Below are 25,513 nucleotides of genomic sequence, written 5' to 3' on the forward strand. Positions count from 1 at the left end.
CGTGCCGTTCCAGTGACTGGAATCAAGTGCCAAAAGAAAAGGGCCGCAATAGCGGCCCTTTCCATGTACATCAACGACTTATCAAGCGAACGGATGACGCAGAACGATAGTTTCGTTGCGATCAGGACCGGTCGAAATAATGTCGATGGGTGCACCGACCAGCTCTTCGACGCGCTTGATGTAAGCACGGGCAGCGGCTGGCAGTTCGTCCAGGGACTTGGCGCCCAGGGTCGATTCGCTCCAGCCCGGCATCTCTTCGTAGACCGGAACCAGGCCGATGTAGCTGTCGGCATCGGTCGGCGCGTCGATGACTGCACCGTTTTCGTTCTGGTAACCCACGCAGATATTGATGGTTTCCAGGCCGTCGAGCACGTCCAGCTTGGTCAGGCACAGGCCCGAGATGCTGTTGATTTCAATAGCGCGACGCAGGATCACGGCGTCGAACCAGCCGCAACGACGAGCGCGGCCGGTGGTTGCACCAAATTCGTGCCCACGCTTGGCCAGAAACGCACCAACATCGTCGAACAACTCAGTCGGGAAAGGACCCGAACCGACGCGCGTGGTGTAAGCCTTGGTGATACCCAGGATGTAATCCAGGTACATCGGCCCCATGCCCGAACCGGTAGCGATGCCGCCGGCCGTGGTGTTGGAGCTGGTGACGTACGGGTAGGTACCGTGGTCGATGTCCAGCAGCGAACCTTGTGCGCCTTCGAACATGATGTCTTTGCCGGCGCGACGCATCTCGTGCAGCGTAGCGGTGACGTCGAGCATCATCGGCTTGAGCAGTTCAGCGTATTCCATGCACTCATCAAGAGTTTTCTGGAAGTCGATGGCTGGCTCTTTGTAGTAATTGACCAGTACAAAGTTGTGGTAATCCAGCAACTCGCCCAGCTTGGCGGCGAAACGCTCACGATGGAACAGGTCGCCGATGCGCAGACCGCGACGAGCCACCTTGTCTTCGTAAGCCGGGCCGATGCCGCGACCGGTAGTACCGATCTTCAGCTCGCCACGGGCCTTTTCACGGGCCTGGTCCAGCGCCACGTGGTAGGACAGGATCAGCGGGCAGGACGGGCTGATACGCAGGCGCTCGCGCACCGGGATACCCTTCTCTTCCAGCTTGATGATTTCACGCATAAGCGCGTCAGGCGCCACGACCACACCGTTACCGATCAGGCACTGCACGCCTTCGCGCAGGACACCGGACGGAATCAGGTGCAGAACGGTTTTTTCGCCGTCGATCACCAGAGTGTGACCGGCGTTGTGGCCACCTTGGTAGCGAACCACGGCGGTAGCATGTTCGGTCAGCAGATCAACGATCTTGCCTTTGCCCTCATCACCCCATTGGGTGCCCAGGACTACGACATTCTTACCCATAACACTTGTCCTCATTCACGCAAACTGAATGCCGGCGGCGGCCGGCAGGAAAACTCAAGAAGCCAGCGGCACTACCTGCCAACGCTCGCCATGCTGAATCAGTTGCCGGTCACAGTCGGCTTCACGCGCGGCGCTCACCTGCTGCCCGGGCAGAGCCTGGACAACACGTTGACCTTCGCTGCGCAACTGGCAAACCTGCTGCCAGAGTGCCGCATCTGTACTGTCCGGCATCCAGATACCGCCAGACGGTAATTCGATATCTGCACGACCCAGGGTGACCAGGGTCTTCAAATCGGTGGAGAAGCCGGTGGCGGGACGGGCCCGGCCGAAATCGGCACCAATGTCATCATAGCGACCGCCTTGGGCGATCGACTGGCCGACACCCGGCACGAATACCGCAAACACCACACCCGTATGGTAGTGGTAGCCACGCAACTCGCCGAGGTCAAAATACAGCGGCAAATCAGGGAAACGTGCGGCCAGACGCTCGGCGATGGTCAGCAGATCGTCCAGCGCAGCCAGGACCGGCGCCGGCGCGTTGGCCAGACGATCACGGGCCGCAGCCAGGACTTCACGACCGCCACACAGACCAACCAGGGCCTGCAGCATGCCAGCCAGATCCGCAGGCAAGCCTTCGGTCAGCGCGATCACTTCGTCGATGGCCTTGCGCTGCAGAGCATCAAACAGCTGTTGCTCGACCTGACCGGACAGGCCGGCGGCTCGGGCCAGGCCACGGTAGATACCGACGTGGCCCAGATCCATATGGACATCCGGCACATCGGCCAGTTGCAGCATGGCCAGCATCAGGCTGATGACTTCGACGTCGCTGCTCGGGCTGGCATCGCCGTACAACTCGGCACCCAGTTGGATCGGGCTGCGCGAGGTGGACAGGGCACGCGGCTGCGCATGCAGCACGCTACCGGCGTAGCACAGACGGCTCGGGCCTTCGCGGCGCAGCGTGTGCGCATCGATACGCGCAACTTGCGGCGTGATATCGGCGCGGAAACCCATTTGCCGACCCGATTGCGGATCGACCACCTTGAAGGTGCGCAGATCCAGATCGGAGCCTGCACCGGTCAGTAGCGATTCCAGGTATTCGATATGCGGAGTGACGACGAATTCATAGCCCCATCCCTGGAACAGATCCAGCACCTGACGGCGCGCGACTTCAATACGCGCCGCTTCCGGTGGCAGTACTTCTTCGATGCCATCTGGTAGCAGCCAGCGGTCAACCGTTGCCATTACGCCTTTCCCCTATGATCCGGGCGGCCAGCAGCAGTGCCAGCCTAGTGTGAAGCAGAAAGCGGTCAAAGCAATATTCCGGGCACGACAAATACCCAGGAACTGGCCTTGCAGACCACTTTCCTCGAAAAATCTTGTCGCGAGCCCTGCAGGCTACGACCAATCAATCGTGCAGACGCAAAAAAGCCGGGAATTTCCCGGCTGCCGCATCATACACACGTTTTACCGTGCATTCACCCCGCTGGGCAGTTTTGCCGCCCGGCGGATGAATCGATCACGGCTTGGCTTTGCCCATATAGCGGAAGAACTCGCTACTTGGATCAAGCACCATCACGTCGCTTTTGTTCGCGAAGCTTTCACGGTAGGCACGCAGGCTGCGATAGAACGCGTAGAACTCCTGATCCTGACCGTAGGCCTTGGAGTAAATCGACGCTGCCTGGGCATCGCCATCACCACGGGCCTCTTCCGACTCACGATAAGCCTCAGCCAGCAGCACGCGGCGCTGACGGTCGGCGTCAGCACGAATGCCTTCTGCCAGCTCGTTACCCTTGGCCCGATGCTCACGCGCCTCGCGCTCACGCTCGGTGCTCATGCGCTCGAACACGCTGCGGTTGACTTCCTTGGGCAGGTCGATGGCCTTGACCCGGACATCGACCACTTCGATACCCAGTTCTTTCTCGGCCATTTTGTTCAACGAGCCAGTGATGTCAGCCATCAGTGCGTCACGCTCACCCGACACGACTTCGTGCAGGGTGCGCTTGCCGAACTGGTCACGCAGGCCGGATTCCAGACGACGCGACAGACGTTCGTCGGCAATCTGCTTCAGACCCGAGGTCGCGGTGTAGAAGCGCTCGGCGTCCTTGACCCGCCATTTGGCGTAGGCATCAACCATGACGGCTTTCTTTTCCAGGGTCAGGAACCGCTGGGTCGGCGCATCAAGAGTCAGCAGGCGGCCGTCGAACTTGCGCACCTGGTTGACGTACGGAACCTTCACATGCAGGCCAGGCGACACATCGGACTGCACTACACGACCGAATTGCAGCAGGACTGCGCGTTCGGTCTGGGCAACGATATAGAAGCTGTTCCAGGCCACTACGGCCAGGACCGCGCAGAGGATCAGGGCGATCAGTGATTTATTGCTCATCAGCGACTCTCCCTGGTGCGCACTTCGCGCTGCTGTGGATCCACGCTACGCGCGCCCGTATCCGTACCGGAAGAGCTGGAGCTCGTGGTCGGCGGAGTACTGCTGCGGCTGTTGTCGATCATTTTATCCAATGGCAGGTAAAGCAGATTGTTCTGCCCCTTGTCGCCGGTAATCAGGACCTTGCTGGTGTTGCTGTACACATCCTGCATGGTTTCCAGATACAGACGCTCGCGAGTGACTTCCGGCGCCTTGCGATACTCGGCCACCAGCTTGGTAAAGCGGTCAGCCTCACCCTTGGCACGTGAGATCACTTCGTCGCGATAACCGTTGGCATCTTCGATGATGCGCTGGGCCTGACCACGAGCTTCCGGGATAACCCCGTTGGCGTAGGTTTCAGCCTGGTTGCGCGAACGCTGTTCGTCTTCACGGGCACGGATCACGTCATCGAAGGCTTCCTGAACGTCACGCGGCGCGGCAGCGCTCTGCACGTTCACCTGGGTCACGGTAATGCCGGTGCGATAGGTATCGAGGAAACGTTGCAGACGTTCCTTGATCGCACTGGCCATCACTTCACGACCCTCGGTCAACACCTGGTCCATGGCCGTGGAACCCACGACATGGCGCAGCGCACTTTCAGTGGCGTGTTGCAGGCTCACCTCAGGCTGGTCAACGTTCAGCACGAAGTCCTGCAGGTTGGTGATCTTGTACTGCACGGTCAACGGCACCTCGACGATGTTCTCGTCTTCGGTCAGCATCTGCCCCTGCTTGCTGTAGGCACGCTCGCGCGTCACGTTTTCCAGATACTTGCGATCGAAAGGCGGGAAATAGATGTTAAGGCCCGGCCCAACGGTCTCGTGGTACTTGCCGAAACGCAGGACAACAGCCTGCTCCTGCTCGTCCACTACATAAATGGCGCTGTACAGCCAGATAGCCAGCAGAACGAAAAGGCCGATGCCCAGCAGGCCGAAGCCACCGCCACCACCGCTGCGCGGCCCATTGCCGCCGCCATCACCGCTGCGTTTCTTACCGCCACCGAACAACCCGTTCAGGCTTTCCTGTAGCTTGCGGAAGGCTTCGTCGAGATCGGGCGGTCCCTTGCGGTCGCCGCCACCACGGCGTTTGCCACCCCAGGGATCCTGATTGTTCGAGTTGCCACCCGGCTCATTCCAAGCCATAGCGCTCTCCATCTGATAAAGCAAAGACGCGCCCGCGGCGCGCCGACCCATGCTACAGAATGCCCGTGAATACCGTGTAACGGCTTTCCCGCGCTTTTTATTGCAAAGTGTGTTGTTCAATAAACTCTAGCGGCTGCAATCCTTCGCGACTCACCAGTCGATTGAGCTCCACTCGCGGCAAACGCACCGCCAGCAGGCTGCTGCCTTCTTCGTCATGGGTTTCGCTTTGTACCGCACCCGCATTGAAAAACTGAGCGCGCAGTCGAGCAAAACGCTGGGACAAGTGCAAGGTGCCGACGAACAAATCGTCACCCAGCAGCTCGGCCACCGCCTGCTTGAGCAGGTCCAGCCCTCGACCGTCGCGGGCGGAAACCCAGACCCGTTGCGGCTTGCCATTGGCATCGCGCTGGATCTGCGGCTCCACGCCCTCGAGCAGGTCGATCTTGTTGTACACCTCAAGAATCGGCAGCTCATGAGCGCCAATCTCGGTCAGAACCGCCATCACCTGCTCGATCTGCTCCATGCGCTCAGGCTCATGGGAGTCGATGATATGCAGCAGCAGGTCTGAGTTGCTCGACTCTTCGAGCGTAGCCCGAAAGGCCTCGACCAGCTTGTGCGGCAGGTGGCGAATGAAGCCCACGGTGTCCGCCAGCACGATTGGCCCCAGGTCATCCAATTGCAGACGGCGCAGGGTCGGGTCGAGGGTGGCGAACAACTGGTCGGCGGCGAATACGTCGGATTGGGTCACCGCATTGAACAGCGTCGATTTGCCAGCGTTGGTATAACCCACCAGTGAAACCGAAGGAATATCGGCGCGCTTGCGCCCACGACGGGCCTGTTCACGCTGACTGCGGACCTTCTCCAGACGCCCCTTGAGCTGGCGCAGACGCACACGCAGCAGGCGGCGGTCGGTCTCGAGCTGGGTTTCACCCGGCCCGCGCAGACCGATACCTCCGCCCTGGCGCTCAAGGTGAGTCCATCCGCGGACCAGACGCGTGCTCATGTGTTCGAGCTGCGCCAGTTCGACCTGCAACTTACCTTCATGGGTACGCGCGCGCTGGGCGAAGATATCGAGGATCAGACCGGTACGGTCGATCACACGACACTCGAAAGCACGCTCCAGGTTACGTTCCTGGCTGGGAGTGAGGGTGTGATTGAAAATCACCAGATCGGCCTGTTCGGCCTTGACCTGATCACGCAGCTCCTCGACTTTGCCGGAACCGATCAGGTATTTAGCCGATGGCCGATGACGCGGCACGTTGAAAAACGCGACGGTGTCGGCGCCAGCCGAGATGGCCAGCTCCTGAAACTCCTGCGGATCTTCACGCGCCTCAGGGTCCTGACCATCCAAATGAACAAGAATGGCTCGTTCACCACCACTGTGGCGCTCAAAGAACAAAGCAGACTCCTATCAGGCGTTACCTGGCTCAGCGTCGCCCGTTTCGGACTCGGAAGCGCTAGGCAGACGGATTGGGCGAACCGGTACAACGGTGGAAATGGCGTGCTTGTAGACCATTTGGCTGACGGTGTTCTTCAGCAAAATGACAAACTGATCGAAAGACTCGATGGTGCCCTGCAGCTTGATCCCGTTCACCAGATAGATCGATACCCCCACTTTCTCTTTACGCAAAGTGTTCAGGTAAGGGTCTTGTAGCGAATGCCCTTTTGACATGTGCCGCACTCCTTTAAGGATCAATAATAATTCGAATTCATTGGCTTGAACCGGCCACCCCCCAAGGATAGACGGCTATTGCAGAGACTCAGCCCAATATGGAGACCGATCCCAAGTATTTCAAGGCACGCGGCAGATTGTCGCTATCCAGACTGTCCAGCCAGCGCAGATTCTCCCAGCTGCGTAGCCAGGTAAACTGCCGTTTGGCCAACTGGCGCGTCGCAATGATGCCCCGTTCCCGCATTTCATCCCAAGTCAGCTTTCCATCCAGGTGATCCCAGACCTGGCGATAACCGACAGCTCGTATCGACGGCAACCCGGCATGCAGGTCGCCTCTTGAGCGTAATGCCAGTACTTCGTCCAGAAACCCCTGCTCCAGCATTTGTGAAAATCGTAGCGCAATACGTTCGTGCAAAACCTTGCGATCCACCGGAGCGATGGCCAGGCTGGCGACAGTATAGGGCAATTGCCGACGCCCCGAAGCGGCTGCGTCGGTACTTTGCGCAGTTTGTTGTTCCCTGTGTGCTGTCATATTCATGCCACTGACCCGATAAACCTCCAGCGCGCGGATCAGGCGCTGCGGATCATTGGGATGAATACGTGCCGCAGAAACCGGGTCAACCTGCGCCAGCTCGTCATGCAAAGCCTGCCAGCCGTGCTCCGCTGCCCGCGCCTCCAACTCGGCACGCACCTGAGCATCGGCAGACGGCATATCAGCCATGCCTTCCAATAGAGTCTTGAAATACAGCATCGTGCCACCGACCAGCAGGGGAATATTGCCCCGCGCCGTGATTTCGGCCATGGCAGCCAGGGCGTCAGTGCGAAAGTCGGCCGCCGAATAGCTTTGCGACGGATCGAGAATATCGATCAGACGATGAGGAAACTCGGCCAGCTGGGCCTTGGAGGGCTTGGCCGTGCCGATATCCATGCCGCGGTAGACCAGTGCCGAATCGACGCTGATCAGCTCGCAGGGCAGCACCTTGGTCAGCTCCATGGCCAGGTCGGTCTTGCCTGCGGCGGTCGGCCCCATCAAAAAAATGGCCGGAGGAAAAGCGCTCATCAGCGACCACGCAGGAAAAGTTTGTCGAGATCGTCCAGGCCCATCTGAGTCCAGGTCGGACGGCCATGGTTGCACTGGCCGCTGCGTTCGGTGTTTTCCATGTCGCGCAGCAAGGCGTTCATTTCCGGGATCGCCAGGCGGCGATTGGCCCGCACCGCACCATGACAGGCCATGGTGCCGAGCAATTCGTTCATATGTGCCTGCACGCGGTCGCTGGTGCCGTATTCCATCAGGTCGGCGAGTACGTCATGCACCAGGCGATTGGCCTCGGCCTGCTTGAGCAGCGCCGGGATCTGGCGGATCGCCAGGCTTTCCGGGCCCAGGCGCTGTAATTCGAAGCCCAGCTGCTGGAACGTCGCCATGTGCTCTTCGGCGCAATCGGCTTCACGTTGGCTGACCGCGATGGATTCCGGCACCAGCAGCGGCTGGCCGCTGAGGCCTTCGCTGGCCATGGCGATCTTCAGGCGCTCGTACATAATGCGTTCGTGGGCCGCGTGCATATCCACCAGCACCAGGCCGATGGCGTTCTCCGCAAGAATATAGATGCCCTTGAGCTGGGCCAGGGCATAGCCCAATGGCGGGATATCGCCCTGAGATTCCGGCAGGGACACGGCACCGGCAGGTACGCTACCGGTCGGCAGCGGTGCAAAAAACTCGCGATAGGCGGCCTGGGCGTCAGCAATCGGCACCGATGAGGTAGGTCTTGGCGTGTACTGATACTGATAACCGCTACCCGCGCCCGACCCGGCAGGCCGGTTATAGGCATCGCCCTGGGGCTGTTCCAGCAGGTTGGCGGCCAGGCGCATCTCGCCCTGGGGGCCGAATTCACCGGCATCGATACCCGTGACCCGCTCCTGCACTGCCGCAGGCACCGTGCCGGACAACTGGTCTTCCGGGCGCACATCGCCCAGGGCGCGGTGCAAGGTGCCATAAAGAAAGTCGTGGACCATGCGCCCGTCACGGAAACGCACTTCGTGCTTGGTCGGGTGCACGTTGACGTCTACGGCGGCCGGATCGACTTCGAAAAACAGCACGAAGGTCGGGTGACGGCCATTGAACAGCACGTCGCGATAGGCCTGGCGCACCGCGTGAGCGACCAGTTTGTCGCGCACCGCACGGCCATTGACGAAGAAATATTGCAGGTCGGCCTGGCTGCGGGAGAACGTCGGCAAACCGACCCAGCCCCACAGATGCAGGCCATTGCGCTCGATTTCGATCGGCAGCGCCTGCTCCAGGAAGCCCGGTCCGCAAATGGCCGATACACGCCGCGCGCGGGCGGCGTCGTCATGGGCTTCGTGCAGGCTGAGAACGGTCTTGCCGTTATGGCGCAGATGGAAGGCCACGTCGAAGCGTGCCAGGGCCATGCGTTTGATCACTTCCTGCAGGTGATCGAATTCGGTTTTCTCGGCCTTGAGAAACTTGCGGCGGGCCGGGGTATTGAAGAACAGGTCGCGCACTTCCACCGAGGTGCCGACCGGGTGCGCAGCGGGCTGTACCCGCGACGCCATGTCGCGGCCTTCGGTTTCCACCTGCCAGGCCTGATCGGCGCCACGGGTGCGAGACGTCAGGGTCAGGCGGGCCACCGAGCTGATCGACGCCAGGGCCTCACCGCGAAACCCCAGGCTCATCACCCGCTCCAGGTCTTCGAGTTCGCGAATCTTGCTGGTAGCGTGACGAGCCAGGGCCAGAGGCAGGTCGTCGGAGGCGATGCCGCGACCGTCATCCCGCACTCGCAGCAGCTTGATCCCGGCCTGCTCGACATCGACATCGATACGTCGGGCGCCGGAATCCAGACTGTTTTCCAGCAGTTCCTTGATCACCGAGGCTGGTCGCTCGACCACTTCACCGGCGGCAATCTGGTTGGCCAGGCGCGGGCTGAGCAATTCGATGCGTGCAGCATTCTCGGCAACGTCAGCCACGGGGCTGGCGGTAACCGGCTCGACGCTGTCTATCAGAAGGTCTGTCATGGCTGTGACGCCAGCTCCGTATTCGGGATTTTCAGATCCTGACCAACGCGCAAATCATCACTCTTGAGATCGTTGGCGCTGCGCAGGGCTGCCGGGCTCATATCGTAACGAGCCGCAACCATGGCCAGGGTTTCGCCGGAGCGAACCACATGATTGCGCGGGCCCTGGGCCAGCTTGCCGTTATCGCGCAGCCAGGCGATATAAGTGCCCTGCGGCGGGTTCTGCTGGAAGAACTGTTTGACCCCGGCATTGATCGAGCGCGCCAGGGCCTGCTGGTGCGAGGCCGCCTGCAGTTTGTTGGCCTCGGCATTGTTCGAGATAAATCCGGTTTCCACGAGGATCGACGGAATATCAGGAGATTTCAGCACCATGAACCCGGCCTGCTCCACTCTCTGCTTGTGCAGTGAAGTCACGCGACCAATGTTGCTCAGAACTTTCTGCCCCACGTTCAGGCTCGACGACAACGAGGCGGTCATGGACAGATCGAGAAGCACCCCGGCCAGCATGCGATCCTTGTCGTCCAGGCTTACGGCTCCGGCACCACCGATCAAGTCGGAACGGTTTTCACTGTCGGCCAGCCAGCGCGCGGTTTCGGAAGTCGCGCCACGTTCGGACAGGGCAAACACCGAGGCACCGAAGGCCGCAGAGGATGGCGCGGCGTCGGCATGGATCGAGACGAACAGGTCAGCGCCTTTGGCCCTGGCGATTTCCGTGCGTTTGCGCAGCGGGATGAAATAGTCACCGGTACGGGTCAGCTCAGCGCGATAGCCCTTCTCAGCGTTGATCTGCCGTTGCAGTTCCTTGGCGATGGAGAGCACCACGTTTTTCTCTTTCTGCCCGCTGGAGCCAGAGGCGCCGGGGTCTTCGCCGCCATGACCGGCATCCACGACAATCACGATATCGCGCTTGCCGTTGGGCACCGGGGCGAGTTTGATTTCAGGCTTGGACGGGCTGACCGGCACGGCCGGCGCTGCGGTAACGGTGGTCGGCGGCAGCGCGGGCGGCGGATTGGCGTCCTCGGCATTGTCGTAGAGGTCCACGACCAGCCGGTTGCCGTATTGCTGGTTCGGCGCCAGAACAAAGCTCTTGGGGGTCACGGCCTTCTTCAAGTCGATGACCACACGCAGGTCGGTCGGCGTGCGCTGTGCCGAGCGCATGCTGATGATCGGAGTATTGGCCGTGGCGATATTCAGCGGGCCGCCAAGGGTCGCGCCATTGATATCGATAACCAGACGATCGGGCGACGTCAGGGTGAACACGCTGTGCTGCACCGTGCCGGACAGGTCGAAAACCAGCCGTGTGTTATCCGGTGCGCGCCATAAGCGAACACTTCGGACCTGTGTCGCGGCCAATACGTCGACAGCCAGCGCCATCAACAGCAGCCCCATCACAGCAACCAGCGCGCGCATGCGCATACCTGACAACCCCATTTCTATTTGAATTCCAATGCTAAAGCGGCGCACCAGGCTTCCCCGCGCGAACCCTGAGGGCTCAGCAACAGCGAGCGGCCTTGTGCTTGGGGCCTAATGGTAATGGTCATGTCAGGCTTTGGCAAAAAGCCTGCACCACGTTCGGGCCACTCGATCAAACAAAGTGCATCCTCTTCCAGATAATCGCGAATCCCCAGGTACTCCAGCTCCTCGGGGTCGACCAGCCGATAGAGGTCGAAGTGATAGGCACGCAGGCTGCCGATTTCGTAGGGTTCGACCAGGGTAAAGGTCGGACTCTTGACCGCTCCCACATGGCCCAGGCCGCGAATCAGGCCTCGGGACAGGGTGGTCTTGCCCGCCCCCAGATCGCCTTCGAGGAAGATCACGCCCACCGCGCCGGTGACGGCGGCAAGGCGCGCGCCGAAGCCCATCATGGCCTCTTCACCGACCAGATTGACGATTAACTCAGACACGGTTGTAGCTCCTCCAATAGCTGACGAATAGCGGGAATCAAATCACTGGCGGCCAGACCTCGCCCGGCCTGACCCACCTGCTCACCGGCCCGGGCATGCAGCCAGACACCCAGGCAAGCAGCTTCGAACGGTTCCATCTTCTGCGCCAGCAGCGCCCCGACCAAGCCGGCCAGGACATCACCCAGCCCGGCGGTGGCCATGGCCGGATGACCGCGATCACACAAGGCCAGGCACCCATTGCTGTCGGCAATCAGGCTGCCGCTGCCCTTGAGCACGCAAACGGTATTGAATTTACGCGCCAGGGCCATGGCCGCCGCCGGGCGATCGGCCTGCACTGCACGGGTTTCGATACCCAACAGACGCGCCGCTTCACCGGGATGCGGGGTGATGACAGAATTTGCAGGCAAACTGACACTACCGTTCGCCAATTGGTTCAGGGCATCGGCATCCCAGACCTGGGCCTTGGACGCATTGGCCGCCGCCGACAGCAGGCTCTTGCCCCAACTGGCCTGACCCAGACCAGGCCCCACCACCAGCACGCTGGCGGCTTCGATCAACCCCTGCACCTGATTGGCCGAACGTACGCCCACGGTCATGACTTCAGGGCAACGACTCAAGGCCGCCGCCACATGTTCTTCCCGGGTCGCCAGGGTGACCATACCCGCGCCACTGCGCAGGGCGCTTTCCGACGACAGTAGCGTCGCACCGCCGAAACCATGGTCGCCGCCCAGTACCAGCACCCGGCCGAACAGACCTTTATGGGCCGAGGGCGAGCGTGGTGCCAGTTTCGGCAGGTTATGACTGTCGAGGCGAGTCGCACTGTTTGGCGCCTGGGCGACAATCTGCGGGTCGGCCTGCAAGTCATCGAAGACCAGCTCACCGCAGTAATCCCGGCCTTCGCCCGTCAACAGCCCAAGTTTCAGGCCAATAAAACTCACCGTCAGGTCGGCACGCACCGCCGCGCCCAGGACGCGGCCGGTATCGGCACTCAGGCCCGAAGGAATATCCACAGCAGCGACCGGCTGGTCGCTGGCGTTGATCGCAGCGATGACCTCGGCATAAGGCGAGCGCACATCGCCGTTCAGCCCGGTACCCAGCAGGGCATCGAGAATAATGGTTGAAGGACTATCGAGGGCCTGCCCGGACCAGGGCTGGATATCGACGGCACCGGCCAGGGCACTGGCGTAGGCCGTAGCAGCATCACCGGACAGCGCAGCGGGATCGCCTACCGCCATTACCGCGACCTGCCACCCGGCCTTGCGCGCCAACAGGGCGACCAGATAACCGTCCCCGGCATTGTTACCATGCCCGGCCAGGACCGTCAGCGCGCGCCCCTCAGGCCAGTGCCGACGAATGGCGCGCCAGGTTGCATGAGCGGCGCGCTGCATCAATTCCAGGCCAGGCGTACCCGCTGCAATCAGCCGCGCATCGAGGTCGCGGACCTGGGCGGCGTTGTACAGTGCGTCGGGTAATTGCGGTTTAGTGTCGAGCATGCGTCTATCGGCTCCGATGTCTGGCAGAATTATACGCATCTTGTTATCGGTTTCCCCTCTGCATGTCCGCTATTAATGCCGAACCACTCACACTCAGCAGCGCTGAGCTGGCCACCCTTGCCCAGTCGATCAAGACCTGGGGTCGTGAGCTGGGCTTCCAGCAGGTCGGCATCAGCGGCCTGGAGCTGGCTGAGCACGAACAGCACCTGCAACGCTGGCTGGACGCTGGCTACCATGGCGAGATGGACTATATGGCTGCCCATGGCAGCAAACGTTCCCATCCGGACGAGTTGGTGCCCGGCACCCTGAGCGTGGTGTCCCTGCGCATGGACTACCTGCCCGGCGACACCGAGATGACTCAGCGCCTCACGGAGCCTGCAAAAGCCTACGTCTCACGCTACGCCCTGGGCCGCGACTATCACAAGCTGATCCGCAAGCGCGTTCAGCAGCTGGCTGAGCGTATCCAGCAGGCCATCGGTCCGTTCGGCTATCGCGCCTTCGTCGACAGCGCGCCGGTACTGGAGAAGGCCATCGCCGAGCAGGCCGGGCTGGGCTGGATCGGCAAGAACACCCTGGTACTCAACCGCAAGGCCGGCAGCTTTTTCTTTCTCGGCGAGCTGTTTGTCGACCTGGCCCTGCCCGTCGACGCCCCTCACACCACCGAGCACTGCGGGCGCTGCACCGCCTGCCTGGATATCTGCCCAACGGCGGCCTTTGTCGGCCCCTATGTACTGGACGCCCGGCGCTGCATTTCCTACCTGACCATCGAGCTCAAGACGGCGATTCCGGAAGAGCTGCGTCCTTTAATTGGTAACCGGGTGTTTGGTTGCGACGATTGTCAGATTGTCTGCCCCTGGAACCGCTTCGCCCGCCCCACCGAGCAGAGCGACTTCCAGCCCCGGCACAACCTGGACAACAGCGAGCTGGCCCAGCTATTTATGTGGGACGAGGCGACATTCCTCAGCAATACGGAGGGATCACCCCTGCGCCGAGCCGGTTATGAACGCTGGCTGCGTAATCTGGCGGTGGGTTTGGGCAATGCGCCATCGACCATTCCTGTCTTGCAGGCGCTGGAAGCGCGACGGGAGTATCCGTCAGAGCTGGTGCGCGAACATGTGGAGTGGGCGTTGAGACAACACAACAGCCGCCACTGACACAGATCCTGTGGGACCGGCTTTAGCCGGGAAAGCGCTCTCGCGGCTAAAGCCGCTCCTACGGAGGGTGTCCGAAAATGGGCTTATTGCTCATCCTTATAGACAAACTTCGGCATTTCCCAATGATTGCGAATTGCCAATAAGCGCAGCAGCAACCCGGCAAACAGAGTGATGAACACGCTCTGCTCCGTCGACAGCCCCAGATGCTGGCACAGCAGAAAGCACCAGGCGGCAAGGAACGAGACGCTGGCGTACAGCTCGCGTCGGAACACCAGGGGGATATCGTTACAGAAGATATCCCGCAGAATGCCGCCAAAGACCCCGGTAATCACCCCGCACACCGACGCGACCAACAAGCCATGCCCGGTTTCCAGCGCCGTGGTGCAGCCGATCAGGGTAAAGGCCACCAACCCCAGGGCGTCCAGCACCAGAAACAGCGAGCGCAGATGACGCATCAGCGGCGCAATGAAGATTGTCAGCAAGGCCGCAACACTGGTCAGGATCAGATACTCCGGGTGACGCACCCAGGTCAGCGGATAGTGCCCAAGCAACACATCGCGCACCGAGCCGCCGCCCAGCGCCGTCACGCAGGCGATCAACACCACGCCAAACCAATCCATGCCGCGCCGCCCGGCGGACAGGGCGCCGGTCATGGCTTCTGCGGTAATCGCGATCAAATAGAGCGTCAGCAGCACGGAGTCAGGCGCCTTACTTGATGAAATGCTCGCGGTAGTAACGCAGTTCGGCGATGGACTCGCGGATATCGTCCAGCGCCAGGTGGGTGCTGCCCTTCTTGAATTTCAGCTCAGGCGACCAGCGGGCAGCCAGTTCCTTGAGCGTCGAGACATCGAGGTTGCGGTAGTGGAAATAGTTTTCCAGGGTCGGCATGTGGCGGTACAGGAAGCGGCGATCCTGGCAAATGCTGTTGCCGCAGATCGGCGAACTGCGCTCCGGCACCCATTGCTGGATGAACGCCAGGGTCTGCGCCTCGGCCTCAGCCATGCTGATGGTGCTCTCGCGCACGCGCTGGGTCAGGCCCGAGCCGCCGTGCTGGCGGGTGTTCCACTCATCCATACCCGCGAGGATTTTATCGCTCTGGTACACGGCGATCACCGGGCCTTCGGCCAGGGTATTGAGTTCGCTGTCGGTGATGATGGTGGCCATTTCGATAATGACATCGGTGTCCGGATCCAGACCGGTCATTTCCAGATCAATCCAAATCAGGTTCTGCTTGTTCTGCATGTGTCGGCTCCTCAACGTAGGCGCGCAGTTTAGCTCACCCCGGCGTGGTAGACTTCAACCCGTTTTATCGGCATCACCCAATTAGCTGTTTTATCGACTCGGAACACCCATGGCCAAACGCCAACTCAATCGTCGTCAGAACTGGCGCATCGAAAAAATCCAGGGCGAACGCGCTGCCCGCGCCGCCAAACGCGAGTCCCATACACTGGAGACTCTGGAAGGTGGCGATCTCGGCCCCGAACAGACCGGCCTGGTCATCGCCCACTTCGGCGTCCAGGTAGAAGTCGAGGCCCAGGAAGGCGAGCTGCAAGGCCAGGTCTTCCGCTGCCACCTGCGGGCCAACCTTCCTGCGCTGGTGACCGGCGACCGCGTGGTCTGGCGCGCGGGCAACCAAGGCATCGGCGTGATCGTCGCGCAACTGCCACGAGGCACCGAGCTGTGCCGTCCGGACAGCCGCGGCCAGCTCAAGCCAGTGGCAGCCAACGTCGATCTGATCGTGATTGTCTTTGCGCCCATGCCTGAGCCCCACGCCAACCTCATCGACCGCTATCTGGTGGCCGCCGAGCACGCCGGGATTCGTCCCTTGCTGCTGCTGAACAAGGCCGACCTGATCGACGAACAGAACGCCCCGGCGCTCAATGCGCTGCTGGCGGTCTATCGGCAACTGGGTTATCCGGTGCTGGAAGTGTCGGCGCATCAGGGCGATGGCATGCAACAATTGCAAGCCCAGCTCGATGGCCATATCAGCGTGTTCGTCGGGCAATCCGGGGTCGGTAAGTCGTCCCTGGTCAACAGCCTGCTGCCGGAAGTCGAAACCCGGGTCGGGCCGCTGTCCGAGCTGTCCGGTCAGGGTACTCACACCACGACCACGGCGCGGCTGTTCCACTTCCCCCGAGGTGGCGACCTGATCGACTCACCGGGTATCCGCGAGTTCGGTCTCGGCCACGTCAGCCGTCATGATGTCGAAGCCGGTTTTATCGAGTTCAACGACCTGATCGGCACCTGCCGTTTCCGCGACTGCAAGCACGACCGCGAACCGGGTTGCGCCCTGCTCAAGGCCCTGGAAGACGGCCGCGTCCAGCAGCAGCGCATGAACAGCTATCGCTCGATCATCGCCAGCCTGCCGGAATCCAGCTATTGAGCTGAGTCCCGCGCAAAAAAAACGCCCCGAGGGGCGTTTTTTCATGTCCGCTTACTTGACCTTGGTCGGGTCATCCTCGAACAGGTTCAGCTTCTCGCGCAGCTCGTGGGGTTGCGCCCCGGCCTGTGGGTCCGGCGGCGCCGGTGCCGCACTTGCACCCGGCGCAGAACCGGCCGGCTTGGCCTCCGGAGAAGTTTCCCCGCCAAGGCTGCCTTCGATGCGCTGCTGGGCCTTCTTGGTCAGCACAATGATATCGATACGACGGTTGACCGGGTTCAGCGGATGCTCGCGATCGAACAACGCCGACGAGGCGAAACCGACGACCCGTGCAACCTGAGGCTCAGGATAGCCACCCGCCACCAGCGCCCGACGCGCCGCGTTGGCCCGGTTGGCCGACAACTCCCAGTTGCCATAATCGCCATTGCCCACATAAGGCTTGGCATCGGTATGGCCGCTGACGCTGATCTTGTTCGGCACCGCTTTGATGGTGTCAGCCATGGCCAGCAGGATGTCTTCGAAATACGGCTTCAGGCGCGCGCTGCCCAGGTCGAACATCGGCCGGTTATCGGCGTCGGTAATCTGGATACGTAAGCCATCAGTGGTGATATCGAAGAGAATCTGGTCCTTGAACTTCTGCAGTTGCGGGTTCTCGTTGACCTTGTTCTGCAATTCCTGCAGCAGCAATTTCAGACGTTCCTGCTCCAGCGCCTCGGCCTTGGCTTCAGCCGTATCGGACTCGATCGGAACGTTGTCCGGGGTCGGCGTGGATTTGATCTCGGGGTTCAGGGTCTGGTCAGGCGACATCTCCGGCGAACCGCCCAGGTCGATGACGTAGGGCGAGCCGCTGTCGGAGAAACCGACCGGGTCCTTGAAATAACCGGCAATGGCGATCAACTGCTCGGGTGTGGCCGAGGACATCAGCCACAACACCAGGAAGAACGCCATCATCGCCGTTGCAAAGTCGGCGAAGGCGATTTTCCATGCACCGCCGTGGTGCCCGCCCCCGAAGCGCTTGACGCGCTTGATGATTATCGGCTGATTATTTTCCATAAATCAGCGACCGCGAACCGCTTGCTCCAGCTCGCTGAAGCTGGGCCGATGCGCGGGATAAAGAACCTTGCGACCGAACTCCACAGCCAGCGAAGGCGGCATGCCGGAAGCCGAAGCCACCAGGGAAGCCTTGATCGCCTCATAGACGTTCACTTCTTCCTTGGCATCGTGGGCCAGGCAGTTGGCCAGCGGACCGAAGAAGCCGTACGCCGCGAGAATACCGAAGAATGTACCCACCAGTGCCGCACCTACGTGCATACCGATGGCCGCCTTGTCGCCCGACCCCAGGGACGCCATGGTCACCACGATACCCAGTACCGCCGCAACGATACCGAAGCCGGGCATACCGTCGGCAATACCGGTGATGGCATGGGAAGGATGCTCAAGCTCCTCCTTCATGCTCAGCAATTCCATGTCGAACAGGCCTTCCAGCTCGTGGGGGGCCATGTTGCCCGAGGACATGATGCGCAGGTAATCGCACATGTACGCCGTCATGCGCTCGTCTTTCAACACGCCAGGGTATTTGGCAAAAATCGGGCTGGCCGCAGCATCTTCGATGTCCGCTTCGATGGCCATCATACCTTCGCGTCGGCTCTTGTTGAGGATCTCGTAGACCAGGCCGAGCACTTCAAGATAAAACGCGTGAGTGAAGCGGTTGCTGAACATTTTCAGCGACTTCTTGATCACGAGCTTGGTCATGTGGCCGGGGTTGGCCTGGAGAAATGCGCCGAACGCCGCACCGCCGATGATCAGGACTTCAAAGGGCTGGACCAATGCTGCGATTGCGCCGTGGGACAGGACGTAGCCGCCGAGCACACTCGCGAAAACCACAATAATGCCGATTATTTTAGCCATAGGTAGAGGGTACTTACTGAGTCGGGTTCAGGGACATATGCGGAAGTTCGTGAAACTCTTCTTCTACTTATCGGCCTAACTGGGCCAGACTATAGCCAGTTAAGGCGAAAAGCCAGTTCGGTCCTCGGCCCAAAGCTCAGGCAACGCAGCCTGGGCCAGTAAATCCAACCGTCAGATTGCTCAAAAAAACTCGTCAAACAGGCCTCCTGCATGCCGTCAGAAACCTCGCATTCGACAGACGTTCCGAACAACCTCACTGCCTGGGTCAAGCACCTGGATAGCCTTGCGCTACCCGTGCCTGCGGCCAATCACAAGAAGGTACAGGGTGCGCTGAATGACAGTCGGCGGTCACTGCGCGACATTGCTGACATGATGCAGGACAGCCCCGCGCTGGTGCTGAGCGTCATGCGCGAAGCCAACCACCACACCACCGGCACGACCGAGCCGGCTGAAAGCCTTGAGATCGCCATCAACCGCCTGGGCCTGGCCCGCACCGAAGTGCTGCTCAATCGCCTGCCGTCGGTGGAGATCGCCGAAATCCCGGCGGCCTTCCTGCAACTGCAACTGATCAGCCAGCACGCCACGCAACAGGCCAATGGCCTGTTCGCCAGCCGCCTGGCGCGCTTGTGGCAAGATATTCACCTGGGCGCCCTGCTGTTCCTGGCACCGCTCTGGCCCATGGCTCTTGCGCATCCGAAGCTGCTGGAAGACTGGGAACTGCGGGTTATCCACAAGGGTGAACCGGCGCGCAAGGTGGAGAAAGAACTGTTCGGCGTCGCCCTGCTCGACCTGTGCCTGACCCTGGCCGAAACCTGGCGCCTGCCGCTGTGGGTGACCCAGGGCTATCGACTACTGATCAGCGAGCGTCGGGAACTGGTCAAGGCGCTGCGCATTGCTCGGGAAAACGACGATCCCTTGCAGCAACAACAGTTGATGGACGCCGATCCCAACCTGCGCCGCTGGTTCAACCAGCCGGCCAACACCGTCCTGCTCGGCAACGGCCTGGCTCTGTCGGCACAACAGGCATGGAACAGCCCCCACTGCATGCGCTGGGAACTGCTCACCTGCCTGTATCTGCAACAGCCCCTGGACGAGACCCAGCAACAAGTCCACCAGAACGCCGCCAGCAGCGCTCGCCAACAAACCGCTCCCGGCCTGTGGCATCCGGCCGAAGCGCTGATCTGGCCGTGGGACACCCGCCGCGTTCACCGTGGCCTGCTGCCCGCGCCGCCGCCGTCCGCCGATGCGTTGCAGCACTGGCGCCAACTGTGCGCCGAGCTGCTGCTCGAGCCGAGCCGCTTCACTAACGCCATGCACCTGACCATCTGCGCCCGCGACGCCCTCAAAGCCTGCGGCATGCAACGCGTGCTGCTCTTGATGATGGAAAAGACCGGCACCAGTCTGCGCGTGCATCAGTTTGCCGGGCTGCCCAAGGAAGTCGGCGGCACCGTGCTGCATATAAAGGAAAGTACCGTGCTGCAGCGCCTGCTGGCGCAGCCCACGCAATTGCGCCTGACACCCACCAACCACGCGCAGTTCTCGGCGCTGTTGCCCGGGTCCCTGAAAGCGCTGTTCAACGGCAACCACTGGCTGATCAAGTCCGTGGCCAATAACGGCAAAGTCATCATGTTGATCGTCGCCGATCAGGGCGGTGGGCCGTTCTCGGAAATCAGCGTGCAGGCCTTTGGCAAGACCACTCAGTGCATCGAACGCGCCCTGGCCAGCTTTACCAATCGCAAGAGTTGATATCTGAGGGCTTGGTGTACAATTCGCCTCTTTTCGATGATCTGGAGGCACCCATGTCAGTCTTCTCCAGCTTGCCGTTGGTGATCGAACCCAGCGACTTGCAGCCACATCTGCACGCCCCCGAGCTGATTCTGGTAGACCTGACCAGCAGCGCCCGCTATGCCGCCGGCCATCTCCCAGGGGCGCGTTTCGTCGACCCCAAGCGCACGCAACTGGGCCAGCCGCCAGCTCCCGGCCTGCTGCCGTCCCTGGCGCAGTTGCAGGAACTATTCGGAGAACTGGGCCATAACCCGGATGCGGTCTACGTGGTCTATGACGACGAAGGCGGCGGCTGGGCCGGGCGTTTCATCTGGATGCTGGACGTCATCGGCCACAGTAAATACCACTATCTGGACGGCGGCCTGCTGGCCTGGCAGGCCCAGGATCTGCCCCTGAGCAGCGAAACTCCGGTGCCCATCGGCGGCCCGGTTGCCCTGACCCTGCACGACGAACCGACCGCCACCCGCGAGTACCTGCAATCGCGCCTGGGCGCCGCCGACCTGGCAATCTGGGACGCCCGCGGGCCGACCGAGTACTCCGGCGAGAAAGTCCTCGCAGCCAAGGGCGGCCACATTCCCGGCGCGGTCAATTTCGAATGGACCGCCGGCATGGATCAGGCGCGCAACTTGCGCATCCGCAAAGACATGCCGCAAATTCTGCAACAACTGGGCATCACGCCTGACAAAGAAGTCATCACGCACTGCCAGACTCATCACCGCTCCGGCTTCACTTATCTGGTGGCGAAGGCACTGGGCTACCCGCGCGTCAAAGGCTATGCGGGCTCATGGGGCGAATGGGGCAACCACCCCGATACTCCAGTCGAGAAGTAACCCGGACACACCGAATTCACTGCGAATACGCTCTAGGAAATTTGATGAAACAAAATTTGTTTATTTTCTTCCAGTACGTCCTGCCCCATCACCTGCTGTCACGGCTGGCGGGCTGTATTGCCGAGTGCCGCGTGCGCTGGTTCAAGAATGCCTTTACCAGTTGGTTTGCCCAGCGCTATCAGGTGGACATGTCCCAGGCCCTGGTCGAAGACCTCACCGCCTACGAGCACTTCAATGACTTCTTCACCCGCGCCCTGAAGCCTGGCGCGCGGCCGCTGGACCAGACGCCCGGCGCAATCCTGTCGCCCGCCGACGGTGCCATCAGCCAGTTGGGCAGCATCGACCAGGGCCGCATCTTCCAAGCCAAGGGCCACAGCTTCAGCGCTCTGGAACTGCTCGGTGGCGATGCCGCACTGGCCGCGCCGTTCATGGGCGGCGAGTTCGCCACGGTTTACCTGTCGCCCAAGGACTACCATCGGGTACACATGCCTGTCGCCGGGACCCTGCGGGAAATGGTCTACGTGCCGGGCCGCCTGTTCTCGGTCAACCAGACCACCGCCGAAAACGTTCCCGAACTGTTCGCCCGCAATGAACGCGTCGCCTGTCTGTTCGATACCGAGCATGGGCCGATGGCCGTGGTGCTGGTCGGCGCGATGATCGTGGCCTCGATTGAAACTGTCTGGGCCGGCCTGGTTACGCCACCCAAGCGCGAACTGAAAAGCGTGCGCTACGACGAAGCCGCCCGTACGCCCATTCATCTGGAAAAAGGCGCAGAGTTGGGTCGCTTCAAGCTGGGTTCCACTGCCATCGTATTGTTCGGCCCGAATCAGGTCAGTTGGCTGAGCGAATTGTCGGCGGGCGCGCCTGTGCAAATGGGTCAGGCGCTGGCATCATCGAAACTGGCTTGAGGCCAGTCAGTCTGAATGCGAAAGGGGTGAGCTATCGGATGCTTACCCTTTGCTCGAAACAAGGACACGACCGCAGTAAAAGCCTTACCAATGCTGCGGTCTAACACCGACAATGCTAAAATGACATCATCGGTGTAGTAGGACACTTTGCTTTTAATTGACGTAGACTCCATCGACTCGCTCATGGAAATGCTATTAATCGGTTGATTGAAGCCGCCGTTCGGGCCTGTAAGCAGTTGGAGTTTGCCTGTCACATGAGTAATTTGAGCCTCCCTATGTTGCTGCGTGTTCCTACGCCAACGCAGTCGAGCCTGTCGTTCTGTGAAGCCATACCCCGCGACTTGAAACGCTGGATCTCCACGCTGCCCAAAGCAAACCTCGGTGAAACCGCTCGTCAGCTTTATCAGGGCCTGAGCGAACTCAACCAGTTGATGACCTCCAGCGAAAACCGCCTGCAACTGCTCGAGTTGCTGCGCCCGGAAGTGTATTTCGTCTGCAAGCACCTGGAACGTCACTTCCTCAATCAAGCCATCGTCCTCGACGAGCGACCACGCAAGGTCGCCAACCTCTGCCAGGCCCTGCAAAACCACCTTGCCATTGGCTACAAGCAGATCATCGAGCGGCTATCGCCCAACTTCAATAAAGAGCTGGCTCCGGCCCTGACCACCGCCATGCAGCGCGCGCTGCACTGCCTCAACGGCCCGCTGATCCGCGCCAGCCAGCTCTACTGCCCGGTGCAGGACGGCCTTTGGCTGGAAATGCACCAGATCTACCAGATCGCCCGGCAGAATCAGCTGCAGAACACCCCGGTCAGCGACAACCTGGCCAGCCATACCCGTACCCTCAGCATCGAGCAGACCTACATCGTCGCACTGCTGCTGGGCTGCTCACGCTGCAACCAGATGCGCCAGATCAACATCGGTCGCCTGGCTGATGTACTTGAACCCTGGAGCGCCATGGTCAAGCTGCAATCGCCGGCTGATGGCGAAAGCCTGTTTGCGCTGTCGCCGAAAGCCGACAAACCGCCTCTGTACAAATCGCTGTTCCCCGACGAGCAGTGGCCGGAACTGCTGGGCCTCAACCCGCTGACCCTGGCGGCGACCATCAATCAGTACCTTGAACTACCGGCCGAACAACGCTCGCAGTCACCGCTGCTGGTGCCACCGGGTTTCTCCACCGACCTGCTGCAACATGTGGCGGCCGCCTGGGGCGATGTCGCCGAGCGCACGTTCCAGCGCACGCCGGGCCAAGGCACGCTGAACGTCTGCATCGGCATGAGCGCCCTGCATTACAACGTCGGCGGGCAGAAATCCTTCAGCGACATGCTGCAAGTGCCTACAGCAGGCAAGGCAGCCGAATTCAAGCTGGAATTGATGGATCACGACGACGATCCCTGGTCGAGCGCCTTCGATACCCAGCGCGGCAATACCTCCCAAGTGCTGCTGCCGTACGAAGAAATCCAGTACCACCAGAACGATGCTGAAGGCAGTGAAGCCGCTGCCAACGCTCAGCAAAGCTTTCAGAACTACGATCTGCATATCGTCAACCACAGCCCTGGCGGCTACTGTCTGGCCTGGCCGAAAGACGTACCGGACCAATTGCAGGCCGGTGAGCTGATCGGGATTCAGGATGACGTGGCGCAGGGCTGGAGCGTTGCTGTGGTGCGCTGGGTGCGTCAGGTGCGCAGTGGCGGCACGCAGATGGGCGTCGAGCTGATCGCCCCCTTTGCTCAGCCGTGCGGCCTGCAACTGGTACGTGAAGGCCAGAACAGCCAGTACCTGCGCGCTCTGCTGCTGCCGGAGGTCCGCGCCATCGACCAACCGGCGACGATCCTCGCGCCCTGCCTGCCCTTCCAGGAAGGCAACCATGTGATGATCAATATTGCCGGCGAAGAACGCCGCGGCGCCCTGCAACATCGTCGCGCAGGCAGTGGCAGTTACAACCAGTTCGAATACCAGACCTTCGATGCGCCCAAGTCAGCGCGCAACGATAGTGGTCCGGGACAGGAATTCGATTCGTTGTGGACGTCGCTCTAAACCCTTCTCAATGAATGCGCTTCTGTGGGACCGGCTTTAGCCGGGAAGGCGCAGTTGAGATCAATACATCTGTATGGTCTGCAACATTGCCTTCCCGGCTGAAGCCGGTCCCACAAAAAACCAGACGCCACAGATTCTGTATGGCTATCAGACCCGCCCTTCGCGATCGCGGAACCCCAGCAGATAAAGAATCCCGTCCAGGCCCAGGGTCGAGATCGCCTGCTTGGCCGACTGCTTGACCAGCGGCTTGGCGCGGAACGCCACGCCCAGACCGGCAATCGCCAGCATCGGCAGGTCGTTGGCACCGTCGCCCACGGCAATGGTCTGCTCCAGGCTCAGGCCTTCCTTGAGCGCCAGTTCGCGCAGCAGATCAGCCTTGCGCTTGGCGTCGACGATCGGCTCGATGACCACGCCCGTGCACTTGCCATCCACCACTTCCAGCTCGTTGGCGAACACGTAGTCGATGCCCAGCCTGGCCTGCAACTGTTTGGCGAAGTAAGTGAAGCCGCCGGACAGAATGGCGGTCTTGTAGCCCAGGCGCTTGAGTTCGGCGAACAGCGTCTCGGCACCTTCGGTCAGGCGTAGTTGCGCGCCGATTTCGTCGAGTACGCTGACGTCCAGACCCTTGAGCAGCGCCAGACGCTCCTTGAAGCTGGCACGAAAATCCAGCTCGCCACGCATGGCGCGCTCGGTAATCTCCGAAACCCGCTCGCCCACGCCAGCAGCCTTGGCCAACTCGTCGATGACCTCGGCTTCGATCAAGGTCGAGTCCATGTCGAATACCGCCAGGCGACGGTTGCGACGGAACAGCGAATCCTGCTGGAAGGCGATATCGACATTGAGTTCCTGAGCCACACTGAGGAATTCGGCCTGCATGGCCTTGGCATCATCCGGCTCGCCGCGCACGGAAAACTCGATGCAGCCCTTGCCCTTGTCGGCCGGAGTATCAAGAGGCATACGCCCGGACAGGCGATCGATCTGGTCGATATTCAGACCGTACTTGGCGGTGATCGAGCTGACGCGCTGCAATTGCTCGGCAGTCACTTTGCGGGTCAGCAGGGTGACGATATGCCGGGCCTTGCCCTGCCCGTCGACCCATTGCTGATAGTCATCTTCGGACACTGCCGTGAACCGCACCTGCTGATCCAGCTTATAGGCGGTGAACAGAATGTCCTTGAGCACCGAAGAACCTTGCTCGGTGCCCGGAATTTCAACCAGGATGCCGAACGACAAGGTGTCGTGAATCACTGCCTGACCAATATCGAGAATGTTCACGCCACCCTGGGCAAGTACCCCGGTGATGGCTGCGGTGAGGCCGGGACGGTCTTCACCTGTGATGTTAATCAGGACAATTTCGCGCAAGGCGCACCCCCGCAGTGGAAAAAAACCGCATTCTACCCACTTTCAGTGACCATCGGGCACAGGCAGCGCTTTGCCGCTACTGGGTCGCTCGCTATACTGCGCGGCAACTTCTCCAAGAGA

General features: G+C 61.0%; 22 protein-coding genes. 6 read left to right on the forward strand and 16 right to left on the reverse strand.

The window, feature by feature from the left end:
- Positions 1 to 81: 81 nt before the first annotated feature.
- The 11 genes from AC1Z24_RS28540 to AC1Z24_RS28590 form a co-directional block, all read right to left on the reverse strand.
- Complete coding sequence (locus AC1Z24_RS28540) at positions 82 to 1,374, reverse strand: adenylosuccinate synthase (protein WP_483743652.1); 1,293 nt, start codon at positions 1,372 to 1,374, stop codon at positions 82 to 84.
- Positions 1,375 to 1,428: 54 nt separating this feature from the next.
- Positions 1,429 to 2,616, reverse strand: a complete 1,188-nt coding sequence (locus AC1Z24_RS28545) for an ATP phosphoribosyltransferase regulatory subunit (RefSeq protein WP_259104463.1) — start codon at positions 2,614 to 2,616, stop codon at positions 1,429 to 1,431.
- A gap of 274 nt (positions 2,617 to 2,890) precedes the next feature.
- Positions 2,891 to 3,760 (reverse strand): protease modulator HflC, encoded by an 870-nt coding sequence (gene hflC / locus AC1Z24_RS28550; protein WP_259104462.1) that lies wholly within the window; start codon positions 3,758 to 3,760, stop codon positions 2,891 to 2,893.
- Positions 3,760 to 4,935: an FtsH protease activity modulator HflK gene (gene hflK, locus AC1Z24_RS28555; RefSeq protein ID WP_259104460.1), complete on the reverse strand. Its 1,176-nt coding sequence runs from the start codon at positions 4,933 to 4,935 to the stop codon at positions 3,760 to 3,762. The genes hflC and hflK overlap by 1 nt, the downstream gene beginning before the upstream one ends.
- A 97-nt stretch (positions 4,936 to 5,032) precedes the next feature.
- Positions 5,033 to 6,334 (reverse strand): ribosome rescue GTPase HflX, encoded by a 1,302-nt coding sequence (gene hflX / locus AC1Z24_RS28560; protein ID WP_259104458.1) that lies wholly within the window; start codon positions 6,332 to 6,334, stop codon positions 5,033 to 5,035.
- Between the two features lie 12 nt (positions 6,335 to 6,346).
- Positions 6,347 to 6,607 carry an RNA chaperone Hfq gene (gene hfq, locus AC1Z24_RS28565; protein WP_120127775.1) on the reverse strand — a complete coding sequence of 87 codons (261 nt, stop codon included), beginning with the start codon at positions 6,605 to 6,607 and terminating at the stop codon, positions 6,347 to 6,349.
- A gap of 88 nt (positions 6,608 to 6,695) precedes the next feature.
- Entirely contained in the window at positions 6,696 to 7,667 is a 972-nt protein-coding gene (gene miaA / locus AC1Z24_RS28570; protein ID WP_483743653.1) for a tRNA (adenosine(37)-N6)-dimethylallyltransferase MiaA, read from the reverse strand.
- Positions 7,667 to 9,634 carry a DNA mismatch repair endonuclease MutL gene (mutL, locus tag AC1Z24_RS28575; RefSeq protein WP_483743654.1) on the reverse strand — a complete coding sequence of 656 codons (1,968 nt, stop codon included), beginning with the start codon at positions 9,632 to 9,634 and terminating at the stop codon, positions 7,667 to 7,669. Before mutL ends, miaA begins: the two co-directional genes overlap by 1 nt.
- Positions 9,631 to 11,049, reverse strand: a complete 1,419-nt coding sequence (locus AC1Z24_RS28580; RefSeq protein ID WP_483743655.1) for an N-acetylmuramoyl-L-alanine amidase — start codon at positions 11,047 to 11,049, stop codon at positions 9,631 to 9,633. The genes mutL and AC1Z24_RS28580 overlap by 4 nt, the downstream gene beginning before the upstream one ends.
- Positions 11,050 to 11,066: 17 nt before the next feature.
- Positions 11,067 to 11,498 carry a tRNA (adenosine(37)-N6)-threonylcarbamoyltransferase complex ATPase subunit type 1 TsaE gene (gene tsaE, locus AC1Z24_RS28585; protein WP_483746729.1) on the reverse strand — a complete coding sequence of 144 codons (432 nt, stop codon included), beginning with the start codon at positions 11,496 to 11,498 and terminating at the stop codon, positions 11,067 to 11,069.
- A 26-nt stretch (positions 11,499 to 11,524) separates the two neighbouring features.
- Complete coding sequence (locus AC1Z24_RS28590; RefSeq protein WP_483743656.1) at positions 11,525 to 13,030, reverse strand: NAD(P)H-hydrate dehydratase; 1,506 nt, start codon at positions 13,028 to 13,030, stop codon at positions 11,525 to 11,527.
- A 62-nt stretch (positions 13,031 to 13,092) separates the two neighbouring features.
- Between AC1Z24_RS28590 and queG the strand changes: the two genes are divergently transcribed.
- Complete coding sequence (gene queG / locus AC1Z24_RS28595) at positions 13,093 to 14,184, forward strand: tRNA epoxyqueuosine(34) reductase QueG (RefSeq protein WP_483743657.1); 1,092 nt, start codon at positions 13,093 to 13,095, stop codon at positions 14,182 to 14,184.
- Positions 14,185 to 14,267: 83 nt separating this feature from the next.
- Here queG and AC1Z24_RS28600 read toward each other — a convergent pair whose 3' ends face one another.
- A complete protein-coding gene (locus AC1Z24_RS28600; RefSeq protein ID WP_483746730.1) occupies positions 14,268 to 14,837 on the reverse strand; it encodes a trimeric intracellular cation channel family protein in 570 nt (189 codons plus the stop codon).
- A 55-nt stretch (positions 14,838 to 14,892) separates the two neighbouring features.
- Positions 14,893 to 15,426 (reverse strand): oligoribonuclease, encoded by a 534-nt coding sequence (gene orn / locus AC1Z24_RS28605; protein ID WP_483743658.1) that lies wholly within the window; start codon positions 15,424 to 15,426, stop codon positions 14,893 to 14,895.
- Positions 15,427 to 15,535: 109 nt separating this feature from the next.
- On the opposite strand from orn, the gene rsgA reads away from it, so the two are divergent.
- Entirely contained in the window at positions 15,536 to 16,567 is a 1,032-nt protein-coding gene (rsgA, locus tag AC1Z24_RS28610; protein ID WP_259104444.1) for a small ribosomal subunit biogenesis GTPase RsgA, read from the forward strand.
- Positions 16,568 to 16,618: 51 nt separating this feature from the next.
- On the opposite strand, the gene motB is transcribed toward rsgA, so the two are convergent.
- Both motB and motA read right to left on the reverse strand, forming a co-directional pair.
- Positions 16,619 to 17,617 carry a flagellar motor protein MotB gene (motB, locus tag AC1Z24_RS28615; RefSeq protein WP_483743659.1) on the reverse strand — a complete coding sequence of 333 codons (999 nt, stop codon included), beginning with the start codon at positions 17,615 to 17,617 and terminating at the stop codon, positions 16,619 to 16,621.
- 3 nt (positions 17,618 to 17,620) lie between these two features.
- Entirely contained in the window at positions 17,621 to 18,472 is an 852-nt protein-coding gene (motA, locus tag AC1Z24_RS28620) for a flagellar motor stator protein MotA (RefSeq protein ID WP_259104441.1), read from the reverse strand.
- 210 nt (positions 18,473 to 18,682) lie between these two features.
- Here motA and AC1Z24_RS28625 point away from each other — a divergent pair, with 210 nt between their 5' ends.
- From AC1Z24_RS28625 to AC1Z24_RS28640, 4 genes are all read left to right on the forward strand, one after another.
- Entirely contained in the window at positions 18,683 to 20,218 is a 1,536-nt protein-coding gene (locus AC1Z24_RS28625; protein ID WP_483743660.1) for an HDOD domain-containing protein, read from the forward strand.
- A 53-nt stretch (positions 20,219 to 20,271) separates the two neighbouring features.
- Positions 20,272 to 21,087, forward strand: a complete 816-nt coding sequence (gene rhdA, locus AC1Z24_RS28630) for a thiosulfate sulfurtransferase (RefSeq protein ID WP_483743661.1) — start codon at positions 20,272 to 20,274, stop codon at positions 21,085 to 21,087.
- A 44-nt stretch (positions 21,088 to 21,131) separates the two neighbouring features.
- The gene (asd, locus tag AC1Z24_RS28635) at positions 21,132 to 21,995 is read left to right on the forward strand and encodes an archaetidylserine decarboxylase (protein ID WP_483743662.1); all 864 of its coding nucleotides are present in this window, start codon (positions 21,132 to 21,134) and stop codon (positions 21,993 to 21,995) included.
- 254 nt (positions 21,996 to 22,249) lie between these two features.
- Positions 22,250 to 24,031: a molecular chaperone gene (locus tag AC1Z24_RS28640; protein WP_483743663.1), complete on the forward strand. Its 1,782-nt coding sequence runs from the start codon at positions 22,250 to 22,252 to the stop codon at positions 24,029 to 24,031.
- A gap of 147 nt (positions 24,032 to 24,178) precedes the next feature.
- Here AC1Z24_RS28640 and serB read toward each other — a convergent pair whose 3' ends face one another.
- The gene (gene serB / locus AC1Z24_RS28645) at positions 24,179 to 25,393 is read right to left on the reverse strand and encodes a phosphoserine phosphatase SerB (RefSeq protein ID WP_483743664.1); all 1,215 of its coding nucleotides are present in this window, start codon (positions 25,391 to 25,393) and stop codon (positions 24,179 to 24,181) included.
- Between the last annotated feature and the right edge of the window lie 120 nt (positions 25,394 to 25,513).

The organism is Pseudomonas sp. JL23 (assembly GCF_056933585.1).

Coding starts and splice junctions, on each gene's coding strand:
- AC1Z24_RS28540 (WP_483743652.1), bottom strand. CDS start 1,374: ATGGGTAAGAATGTCGTAGTCCTGGGCACCCAATGGGGTGATGAGGGC.
- AC1Z24_RS28545 (WP_259104463.1), bottom strand. CDS start 2,616: ATGGCAACGGTTGACCGCTGGCTGCTACCAGATGGCATCGAAGAAGTA.
- hflC (WP_259104462.1), bottom strand. CDS start 3,760: ATGAGCAATAAATCACTGATCGCCCTGATCCTCTGCGCGGTCCTGGCC.
- hflK (WP_259104460.1), bottom strand. CDS start 4,935: ATGGCTTGGAATGAGCCGGGTGGCAACTCGAACAATCAGGATCCCTGG.
- hfq (WP_120127775.1), bottom strand. CDS start 6,607: ATGTCAAAAGGGCATTCGCTACAAGACCCTTACCTGAACACTTTGCGT.
- miaA (WP_483743653.1), bottom strand. CDS start 7,667: ATGAGCGCTTTTCCTCCGGCCATTTTTTTGATGGGGCCGACCGCCGCA.
- mutL (WP_483743654.1), bottom strand. CDS start 9,634: ATGACAGACCTTCTGATAGACAGCGTCGAGCCGGTTACCGCCAGCCCC.
- AC1Z24_RS28580 (WP_483743655.1), bottom strand. CDS start 11,049: ATGCGCATGCGCGCGCTGGTTGCTGTGATGGGGCTGCTGTTGATGGCG.
- tsaE (WP_483746729.1), bottom strand. CDS start 11,498: ATGATGGGCTTCGGCGCGCGCCTTGCCGCCGTCACCGGCGCGGTGGGC.
- AC1Z24_RS28590 (WP_483743656.1), bottom strand. CDS start 13,030: ATGCTCGACACTAAACCGCAATTACCCGACGCACTGTACAACGCCGCC.
- queG (WP_483743657.1), top strand. CDS start 13,093: ATGTCCGCTATTAATGCCGAACCACTCACACTCAGCAGCGCTGAGCTG.
- AC1Z24_RS28600 (WP_483746730.1), bottom strand. CDS start 14,837: ATGACCGGCGCCCTGTCCGCCGGGCGGCGCGGCATGGATTGGTTTGGC.
- orn (WP_483743658.1), bottom strand. CDS start 15,426: ATGCAGAACAAGCAGAACCTGATTTGGATTGATCTGGAAATGACCGGT.
- rsgA (WP_259104444.1), top strand. CDS start 15,536: ATGGCCAAACGCCAACTCAATCGTCGTCAGAACTGGCGCATCGAAAAA.
- motB (WP_483743659.1), bottom strand. CDS start 17,617: ATGGAAAATAATCAGCCGATAATCATCAAGCGCGTCAAGCGCTTCGGG.
- motA (WP_259104441.1), bottom strand. CDS start 18,472: ATGGCTAAAATAATCGGCATTATTGTGGTTTTCGCGAGTGTGCTCGGC.
- AC1Z24_RS28625 (WP_483743660.1), top strand. CDS start 18,683: ATGCCGTCAGAAACCTCGCATTCGACAGACGTTCCGAACAACCTCACT.
- rhdA (WP_483743661.1), top strand. CDS start 20,272: ATGTCAGTCTTCTCCAGCTTGCCGTTGGTGATCGAACCCAGCGACTTG.
- asd (WP_483743662.1), top strand. CDS start 21,132: ATGAAACAAAATTTGTTTATTTTCTTCCAGTACGTCCTGCCCCATCAC.
- AC1Z24_RS28640 (WP_483743663.1), top strand. CDS start 22,250: ATGAGTAATTTGAGCCTCCCTATGTTGCTGCGTGTTCCTACGCCAACG.